An 8,044-nucleotide genomic window follows, 5' to 3' on the forward strand; every position below is an offset into this window, starting at 1 on the left:
CGGGCAGCGCGGTGGCCCCGCCGTGCGCGGCGGGGAGGTAGCCGAAGCCGCCCAGGGGGCCGGGGGCGGTGGTGAGGTCGGCCCGGCCGCCCGGCGGGCGCGTTCCGGGGAACAGGCCGTCACCGAACCGCGCGGAGTCGCCCGCGGGTCTTCCCCGGCGCTCGTCGTCGCCTCCCGGCGGTCCGCCCGGAAGCCCCTGGAGGCGGGCCAGGAAGCCCTCCGACGGGGAGGGCTGGGCCGCCTGGGCGAACACGCTCTTGAGGCGCCGTTGCGCGGCCGCCTCGGCCGCGCACTTGGTACAGGTCGCGAGGTGGGCCAGCACCCGGTCGCGGGCGTCGTGTTTCAGCTCGCCGTCCACGAGCGCGGCGAGGCGGTCCCCCAGGTGTTGTTCCGCGGGGGTCGGATCTGTGCCGCTCACGCCGTGCCGCCCTCCCCTGCGAGGAGGGCTCCCGCCAGCGAGCGCTGCTCGGCCCGTGCCTCGGGCGAGCGGTGCCGCAGGGCCTTGCGCAGGTGGGAGCGCCCGCGGTGGATACGGCTGCGCACCGTACCGAGCTTGACGCCGAGCGTGGCGGCGATCTCCTCGTAGGAGAGTCCCTCGATGTCGCAGAGGACGACGGCGGCCCGGAACTCGGGCGCGAGGGTGTCCAGGGCCTGCTGGACGTCCGCGTCGAAGTGGGTGTCGTTGAAGACCTGCTGGGGCGACGGCTCGCGGCTGGGCAGCCGCTCGGCGGCGTCGTCCCCGAGGGAGTCGAAGCGGATGCGCTGCTTGCGGCGGACCATGTCCAGGAACAGGTTGGTCGTGATCCGGTGCAGCCAGCCCTCGAAGGTGCCGGGCGTGTAGGTCGACAGGGAGCGGAAGACGCGGACGAAGACCTCCTGCGTGAGGTCCTCCGCGTCGTGCTGGTTGCCCGTCAGGCGGTAGGCGAGGCGGTACACGCGGCCGCTGTGCGTGCTGACGATCTCTTCCCATGTGGGCGGGGTCCACGCCTGGGATTCCGCATCGGAGGCGAAGGTCGCGGTCGGTGCGGAGTCTGTGGAAGAACGGTCAGCGATGTCGGTCACGGATTTCGGCTCACCCGCCGACCTGAGAAAGCGCCGCAGCACTCCTCCCCGATCCACAGGCGCAGCCGCACCTCCCCTATCGGCTCTGGTGGTGTCCAGTGGAGCCCCTACCATAACCACCTCGCCCGTTAGCTCCGGATAAGCCTTTTTCCAGCTGGGGCCGGGGATCACCCCGGAACTCGGCCCGCGCGGCGGGCCCGTGCACCGGGCCCGGTCCGCGGGTTGTCCCCGCCCTCTCACAACGCCCGGTCCCATCTGCGGGTTCCCGACTCCAGCGGATACAGTCACCGTTGCGCCAACTAAGGGGACAGGAGAGGGTCATTACCGCCAACCGGCAGACGAGCTGGGCGTTCGCCGACGCCTTTGTCGCCGAGGACGAAGCTCTGCGCTGGGCCCGGGACCGGGCCCGCGAGGCGGGACTTCGCTCGGTGTCACCGGGCACCGGCGCCGCGCTGCGTCTGCTCGCGGCCACCACGGACGCCAAGGCCGTGGCGGAAATCGGTACCGGCACGGGCGTGTCCGGCCTCTATCTGCTGCACGGCATGCGCCCGGACGGGGTGCTGACCACGGTCGATCCGGAGCCCGAGCGCCAGCAGTTCGCCCGCGAGGCGTTCCGGGCGGCGGGTTTCGCGGCCAACCGCTCCCGTTTCATCCCCGGCCGCGCCCTCGACGTACTGCCCCGGCTCGCGGACGGCGGCTACGACCTCGTCTTCTGCGACGGCGACCGGATGGAGAGCCTGGACTGCCTCGCTGAATCGTTGCGCCTGCTGCGACCGGGGGGTCTCGTCTGCTTCGAGGGCGTCTTCGCGGACGGCCGCACGGTCGACTCGGCGGCCCAGCCGGCGGAGGTACTGCGGGTGCGGGAGCTGCTGCGGGCGGTCCGTGAGAGCCAGGAGCTGCAGGCGACGCTGCTGCCGGTGGGCGACGGTCTGCTGTGCGCGGTCCGGCGCGGCTGAGCCGTACCGGCCCCGGACACACCGCTGCCCCGGCACGGGACCGCGCCGGGGCAGTGATGAAGTTGTGAGCGCCTCTGCTCAGCTCAGCCGACGACCTGCTTGAGGGCGTCACCGAGGGCATCGGCCTCGTCCGGCGTCAGCTCCACGACAAGCCGACCGCCGCCTTCGAGCGGAACTCGCATGACGATGCCCCGCCCCTCCTTTGTCACCTCGAGCGGGCCGTCGCCCGTCCGCGGCTTCATGGCCGCCATGCTCGTTCCCCTTCCTGAAACCAGCTCATCGCAACCGGCGGCCCCATGACAGGCGCTGCCTCACCGGCATCGAACACAGTGCTTCCACGCCATTATCCCGCATCACCGACCCCGATGACCAACATCGCTCTGCATCGCTTGGGCAACGCGCTCACTCAAAACCACCCAATTCGGGGACCTCACTGGGATACTCCCGCCCCTGTGACCCCTCCGCGGCACGGAAATGTTTGACGCAGGTCACATGTCCGCCCACGGCGAAGTCGGCCATGCTTGCGTGTGAACAGCCTGCTGGACGACACGCGGAGGGACCTCTCATGGCCGATCACGACGACGCGGTGCTCTACGACATCGACGACGGGCTCGCGACGATCACGATCAACCGGCCCGACGCGATGAACGCCCTGAACACCGCGGCCAAGGTCGCGCTCCGCGACGCCCTGCGGTCGGCCGCCGCCGACACCGCCGTACGCGCGGTGCTGCTCACCGCGGCCGGCGGGCGCGCGTTCTGCGTCGGCCAGGACCTCAAGGAGCACCTGGCCAAGCTCGCCGAGGTGCAGGGGCAGCAGGGGGGCAACGCGCTGAGCACCGTGCGGGAGCACTACAACCCCATCGTGCGGGCGCTGACCGAGATGCCGAAGCCCGTCGTGGCCGGGATCAACGGGGCGGCGGCCGGCGCGGGCTTCGGCTTCGCGCTCGCCTGCGACTACCGGGTGGCCGCGGACACCGCCTCGTTCAACACCTCGTTCGCCGGGGTCGCCCTGACCGCCGACTCGGGGGTCTCCTGGACGCTGCCCCGGCTCATCGGCCGGAGCCGGGCGGCGGACCTGCTGCTCTTCCCGCGCTCCATCTCCGCGCAGGACGCCCACGAGCTGGGCATCGTCAACAAGCTGGTGCCCGCCGCCGACCTCGCCGCCGAGGCGGCCGCCGTGGCCCGCGCCCTCGCCGGCGGGCCGACCGTGGCCTACGCGGCGCTCAAGGAGTCCATGGCCTTCGGGGCCGGGCACTCCCTGGCCGAGGCCCTGGAGAAGGAGGACGAACTCCAGACGAAGGCCGGCGCGTCCGAGGACCACGGGATCGCGGTGCGGGCCTTCCTGGCCAAGGAGAAGCCGAAGTACCTCGGGCGGTAGCCGCCCCGGAGCCGGCCGGCCGCTACACCGGGGTCGGGCGGGAGACGCAGTCCGCGAGGTGGTCGTCGACCAGGCCGCACGCCTGCATCAGGGCGTAGGCCGTGGTCGGCCCGATGAACCGCAGCCCCCGCTTCTTCAGGTCCTTGGCCAGGGCCGTGGACTCGGGGGTCACCGCCGGCACGTCCCCGAGGGTCTTCGGGGCCGGGCGGCCCAGCGGGTCGGGGGCGTACGACCAGATCAGCTCGTCCAGCTCACCGGCGGCCCAGCCGGCCAGCACCCGGGCGTTGGACAGGGTCGCGTCCACCTTCGCGCGGTTGCGGATGATGCCCTCGTCGGCGAGCAGCCGCTCCCGGTCCGCCTCGGTGAACGCCGCCACGGCGGAGATGTCGAACCCCGCGAAGGCGCTGCGGAAGCCCTCGCGGCGGCGCAGGATCGTCAGCCAGGAGAGCCCGGACTGGAACGCCTCCAGGCACAGCCGCTCGAACAGGGCGTCGTCGCCGTGGACCGGACGGCCCCACTCCGTGTCGTGGTACCAGAGGTAGTCCTCGGTGGACAGCCCCCACGGGCAGCGCAGCCCGCCGTCCGCCGCCGCCACCGCCTCGCCGCTCACCGGCCGGTCTCCTCGTCGTGGGGCGCCCGGTCTGCGGGTTCCTTCGTCAGGTCCGGGCGGCCGGCCCGGGCGCCCGCGAGCGCCGCCTCCAGCTCCGCGATGCGCGCGTCGCGCTCGGCCAGCTCGGCGCCGAGGCGGGCGAGGGCCTCGTCCACGTCGGCCATCCGGTAGCCGCGCACGCCCACGGGCAGCCGCAGCGCCTCGACGTCCTCCCGGCCGACCGGGCGCGAGACGGGCAGCGGGTCCGTCAGCTGCTCGGGCGGCACGTCCCGCAGGATGTCGCCCTTCCCCCCACCGACCACCGCGAGGGTGACCGCGGCAACCACCACCACCATCGACAGCAGCAAGAACAAGAACACGCGCATCTCCCCTGGGAGCGGAATTCGTCCGGGTCCGATCGTGCCATGCGGCGCCGACAGCTAGGGTCGGCAGTTGGCCCCGGCAGGTGGTGCCCGGCCGGATTCACAGGAAAGGGACACGCATGGCAGGCGGTGTGCTCCGGCTGGGGCGGCGCGAGTTCGGGGCGCACGAGCAGGTGGTCATGGCGATCGTGAACCGCACCCCGGACTCCTTCTACGACCGGGGGGCCACCTTCCAGGACGAGCCGGCGCTCGCCCGCGTCGAGCAGGCCGTAGCCGACGGCGCGGCGATCATCGACATCGGCGGCGTCAAGGCGGGGCCCGGCGAGGAGGTCACCGCCGAGGAGGAGGTCCGCCGCACGGTGGGCTTCGTCGCCGAGGTGCGCCGCCGCCACCCGGACGTGGTGATCAGCGTGGACACCTGGCGCCACGAGGTCGGCGAGGCGGTCTGCGAGGCGGGGGCGGACGTGCTGAACGACGCGTGGGGCGGCGTCGACCCGAAGCTGGCGGAGGTCGCCGCGCGGTACGGGGCGGGGCTCGTGTGCACCCACGCCGGGGGCGCGGAGCCGCGGACGCGGCCGCACCGGGTGGGGTACGAGGACGTGATGGCGGACATCCTGCGGGTGACCGTGGGGCTGGCCGAGCGGGCCGTGTCCCTCGGGGTGCGGCCGGACGGAATCATGATCGACCCCGGTCACGACTTCGGGAAGAACACCCGGCACTCGCTGGAGGCGACCCGGCGGCTCGGCGAGATGGACGCGACGGGGTGGCCGGTGCTGGTGTCGCTGTCCAACAAGGACTTCGTGGGCGAGACGCTGGACCGGCCGGTGAAGGAGCGGCTGCTCGGCACGCTGGCGACGACGGCGGTGTCGGCGTGGCTGGGGGCGCGGGTGTACCGGGTGCACGAGGTGGCGGAGACCCGGGACGTACTCGACATGGTGGCGTCGATCGCGGGGTGGCGGGCCCCGGCGGTGGCCCGCCGGGGCCTGGCCTAGGCCATGTCCGGCACATCGCCGCGGCGATGTGTCAGCGGCCGACCTCCTTGGTGACCAGGGCCACCGCCTCGTCCACGTCGTCCGTGACGTGGAACAGGAGCAGGTCCTTGTCCGACGCCTTGCCCTGGGCGACCACCGTGTCGCGGAGCCAGTCGACCAGGCCGCTCCAGTAGTCCGTGCCGAACAGGACGATGGGGAAGCGGGTGACCTTGCCCGTCTGGACGAGGGTCAGCGCCTCGAAGAGTTCGTCGAGCGTGCCGAGGCCGCCGGGCAGGACGACGAAGCCCTGGGCGTACTTCACGAACATCGTCTTGCGGACGAAGAAGTAGCGGAAGTTGACGCCGATGTCGACGTGCGGGTTGAGGCCGGACTCGAAGGGCAGCTCGATGCCGAGGCCGACCGAGATGCCCTTCGCCTCCCGGGCGCCCTGGTTGGCCGCCTCCATCGCCCCCGGCCCGCCGCCCGTGATGACCGCGAAGCCCGCCTCGACCAGCGCCCGGCCGATCCGGACGCCCGCCTCGTACTCCGGTGTCCCGGCGGCCGTCCGGGCCGAGCCGAAGACGCTGATGGCGCTCGGCAGTTCGGCGAGCGCGCCGAAGCCCTCGACGAACTCCGACTGGATGCGCATCACCCGCCACGGGTCGGTGTGCACCCACTCCGAGTCGTCCTCGGAGTCCAGCAGCCGCTGATCGGTCGTGCCGGGCTGCACCTGGTCCCTGCGGCGCAGTACGGGGCCGAGGCGCTGCTCCTCGGGCCGTACCGCGCCTTCGGGGATCTCCGCACCCTCGGGGATGCGCGCGTCCTCGCGGTTGCCCATGATCTGCTCCCTCCGCCTGTGTCGGGGGCGCCCTGCGGCGCCCCCGTCTCCCCGCCAGCGTAGATCGCCACGGGTTACGGACAGGGGAATGCGGGAGGTCGGGACGCGGGTCAGGCGGTGAGCCAGGAGCGCAGGCGCTCCTCGCAGTGGGTGATCCGCTCGACCTTGACGTGCTCGTCGCGCTTGTGGGCGAGGATCGGGTCGCCGGGGCCGTAGTTCACCGCGGGGATGCCGAGGGAGCCGAAGCGGGCGACGTCCGTCCAGCCGAACTTGGGCCGGGCCGTGCCGCCAACCGCGTCCATGAACGCCTTGGCGGCCGGGTGGGAGAGACCGGGCATGGCCGCGCCGGAGTGGTCGTCCACGGTGAACTCCGCGACGCCGCAGCCGTCGAAGACCTCGCGGACGTGGGCCAGGGCCTCCTCCTGGCCGAGGTCGGGGGCGTAGCGGTAGTTGACGACGACGGTGCAGGCGTCGGGGATGACGTTGTTGGCGACGCCGCCCTCGATGCGTACGGCGTTGAGGCCCTCGTGGTATTCGAGCCCGTCGATCACCGGCCGGCGCGGTTCGTACGCGGCGAGCCGGGCGAGGACCGGGGCGGCGGCGTGGACGGCGTTGGACCCCATCCAGCTGCGCGCGGAGTGCGCCCGCTCCCCGGCGAGGTGGAGGAAGACCCGCAGGGTGCCCTGGCAGCCGCCCTCGACCTCGCCGTTGGAGCCCTCCAGGAGGACCGCGAAGTCGCCCTTCAGCCAGTCGGGGTGGGCGTCGGCGATGTGGCCGAGGCCGTTGAGGTGCGCGGCGACCTCCTCGTTGTCGTAGAAGACGAACGTGAGGTCGCGGTTGGGCTCGGGCACGGTGGCGGCGATGCGCAGCTGGACGGCGACGCCGGACTTCATGTCGGAGGTGCCGCAGCCCCACAGGAGGCCGTCCGCGTCGAGCCGGGAGGGCACGTTGTCGGCGATGGGCACGGTGTCGATGTGACCGGCCAGGATGACGCGTTCGGCGCGGCCGAGCCCGGTCCGGGCGACGACGTTGTTCCCGTACCGGTCGACGGTCAGGTGGGGCAGGGCCCGCAGCGCCGCCTCGATGGCGTCCGCCAGGTCCTTCTCCTCCCCGCTGACCGAGGGGAAGTCGACGAGCGCGGCGGTGAGCGCGGGCCCGTCCAGGGTGAGGTCAAGCGTGCTTTCGGCCATGGCTACGACCCTAGTGCCTGTCGTACGGTGGGCCCGTGCCCAGGACCGTTTCCGCTGCTCCCCGACGTCCCGGCCGCGGTCGGCGGCTGCGGATCGTGGCCGCTCTCGGCGTGCTCGCCGCGGTGGCCGGCTATCTGACCGTTCAGTACGTGTCGGGCGGGCGGGGGTCCGACCAGTGCACGGTGCGGTCGGCGGACGGCACCTATCGGCTGACGCCCGAGCAGGCCGCGAACGCGGCGACGATCTCCGCCGTCGGCACCCGGCGCGGGATGCCGGAGCGGGCCGTGACCATCGCGCTGGCGACGGCGCTGCAGGAGTCGGCACTGCGCAACATCGGCCACGGCGACCGGGATTCGCTGGGGCTGTTCCAGCAGCGGCCCTCGCAGGGCTGGGGCACCGCGAAGCAGATCATGGACCCGGTGTACGCGGCCGGGAAGTTCTACCAGCACCTGGCCGAGGTGCCCGGCTATTCGCGGCTGCCGCTCACCGTCGCCGCGCAGCGCGTCCAGCGCAGCGGTTTCCCGCAGGCGTACGCGAAGCACGAGCCGGACGCCGCGCTGCTGGCCGCCGCGCTGACCGGGCGCACTCCGGCCGCGCTGGACTGCGAGCCGCCCCGGACCACGGGGGGCACGGGGGACGCGGCGAAGGTGCGGGCCGCCCTGGTGGACGCGTTCGGC

At 73.0% G+C, this 8,044-nt stretch carries 11 protein-coding genes; 4 read left to right on the forward strand and 7 right to left on the reverse strand.

Features of this window, described 5'->3' with window-relative positions; all coding sequences use genetic code 11:
• A partial coding sequence (locus tag MHW47_RS28730) for an anti-sigma factor (protein WP_239226677.1) occupies positions 1-418 on the reverse strand: 418 nt, incomplete at its 3' end.
• Positions 415-1,176 (reverse strand): RNA polymerase sigma factor SigE, encoded by a 762-nt coding sequence (gene sigE / locus MHW47_RS28735; RefSeq protein ID WP_239226678.1) that lies wholly within the window; start codon positions 1,174-1,176, stop codon positions 415-417. The genes sigE and MHW47_RS28730, both read right to left, overlap by 4 nt.
• Positions 1,177-1,352: 176 nt before the next feature.
• Here sigE and MHW47_RS28740 point away from each other — a divergent pair, with 176 nt between their 5' ends.
• Positions 1,353-2,018: an O-methyltransferase gene (locus tag MHW47_RS28740; protein ID WP_239226679.1), complete on the forward strand. Its 666-nt coding sequence runs from the start codon at positions 1,353-1,355 to the stop codon at positions 2,016-2,018.
• A gap of 83 nt (positions 2,019-2,101) precedes the next feature.
• Here the strand turns inward: MHW47_RS28740 and MHW47_RS28745 are convergent, their stop codons facing one another.
• Positions 2,102-2,269 carry a DUF3117 domain-containing protein gene (locus tag MHW47_RS28745; protein WP_018105485.1) on the reverse strand — a complete coding sequence of 56 codons (168 nt, stop codon included), beginning with the start codon at positions 2,267-2,269 and terminating at the stop codon, positions 2,102-2,104.
• 314 nt (positions 2,270-2,583) lie between these two features.
• On the opposite strand from MHW47_RS28745, the gene MHW47_RS28750 reads away from it, so the two are divergent.
• Complete coding sequence (locus MHW47_RS28750; protein ID WP_239226680.1) at positions 2,584-3,396, forward strand: enoyl-CoA hydratase/isomerase family protein; 813 nt, start codon at positions 2,584-2,586, stop codon at positions 3,394-3,396.
• A 22-nt stretch (positions 3,397-3,418) separates the two neighbouring features.
• On the opposite strand, the gene MHW47_RS28755 is transcribed toward MHW47_RS28750, so the two are convergent.
• Both MHW47_RS28755 and MHW47_RS28760 read right to left on the reverse strand, forming a co-directional pair.
• The gene (locus MHW47_RS28755) at positions 3,419-4,006 is read right to left on the reverse strand and encodes a DNA-3-methyladenine glycosylase I (RefSeq protein ID WP_308381728.1); all 588 of its coding nucleotides are present in this window, start codon (positions 4,004-4,006) and stop codon (positions 3,419-3,421) included.
• Positions 4,003-4,371 (reverse strand): DivIVA domain-containing protein, encoded by a 369-nt coding sequence (locus MHW47_RS28760; protein ID WP_239226681.1) that lies wholly within the window; start codon positions 4,369-4,371, stop codon positions 4,003-4,005. The genes MHW47_RS28755 and MHW47_RS28760 overlap by 4 nt, the downstream gene beginning before the upstream one ends.
• A 128-nt stretch (positions 4,372-4,499) precedes the next feature.
• Here MHW47_RS28760 and folP point away from each other — a divergent pair, with 128 nt between their 5' ends.
• Positions 4,500-5,360 (forward strand): dihydropteroate synthase, encoded by an 861-nt coding sequence (gene folP / locus MHW47_RS28765; protein ID WP_239226685.1) that lies wholly within the window; start codon positions 4,500-4,502, stop codon positions 5,358-5,360.
• A gap of 31 nt (positions 5,361-5,391) precedes the next feature.
• Here the strand turns inward: folP and MHW47_RS28770 are convergent, their stop codons facing one another.
• Complete coding sequence (locus tag MHW47_RS28770) at positions 5,392-6,177, reverse strand: TIGR00730 family Rossman fold protein (RefSeq protein ID WP_239226682.1); 786 nt, start codon at positions 6,175-6,177, stop codon at positions 5,392-5,394.
• 110 nt (positions 6,178-6,287) lie between these two features.
• Entirely contained in the window at positions 6,288-7,367 is a 1,080-nt protein-coding gene (gene dapE, locus MHW47_RS28775; RefSeq protein WP_239226683.1) for a succinyl-diaminopimelate desuccinylase, read from the reverse strand.
• A 35-nt stretch (positions 7,368-7,402) separates the two neighbouring features.
• On the opposite strand from dapE, the gene MHW47_RS28780 reads away from it, so the two are divergent.
• Positions 7,403-8,044, forward strand: a 642-nt coding sequence (locus MHW47_RS28780) for a hypothetical protein (RefSeq protein WP_308381729.1), incomplete at its 3' end; no start/stop codon positions are given.

Source organism: Streptomyces sp. OfavH-34-F (assembly GCF_022347745.1).
GTDB lineage: Bacteria > Actinomycetota > Actinomycetes > Streptomycetales > Streptomycetaceae > Streptomyces.

Excerpts from the sequence above, each read along its gene's own strand:
- sigE (WP_239226678.1), bottom strand. The coding sequence starts at position 1,176 with ATGGTAGGGGCTCCACTGGACACCACCAGAGCCGATAGGGGAGGTGCG.
- MHW47_RS28745 (WP_018105485.1), bottom strand. The coding sequence starts at position 2,269 with ATGGCGGCCATGAAGCCGCGGACGGGCGACGGCCCGCTCGAGGTGACA.
- MHW47_RS28750 (WP_239226680.1), top strand. The coding sequence starts at position 2,584 with ATGGCCGATCACGACGACGCGGTGCTCTACGACATCGACGACGGGCTC.
- MHW47_RS28760 (WP_239226681.1), bottom strand. The coding sequence starts at position 4,371 with ATGCGCGTGTTCTTGTTCTTGCTGCTGTCGATGGTGGTGGTGGTTGCC.
- MHW47_RS28770 (WP_239226682.1), bottom strand. The coding sequence starts at position 6,177 with ATGGGCAACCGCGAGGACGCGCGCATCCCCGAGGGTGCGGAGATCCCC.
- dapE (WP_239226683.1), bottom strand. The coding sequence starts at position 7,367 with ATGGCCGAAAGCACGCTTGACCTCACCCTGGACGGGCCCGCGCTCACC.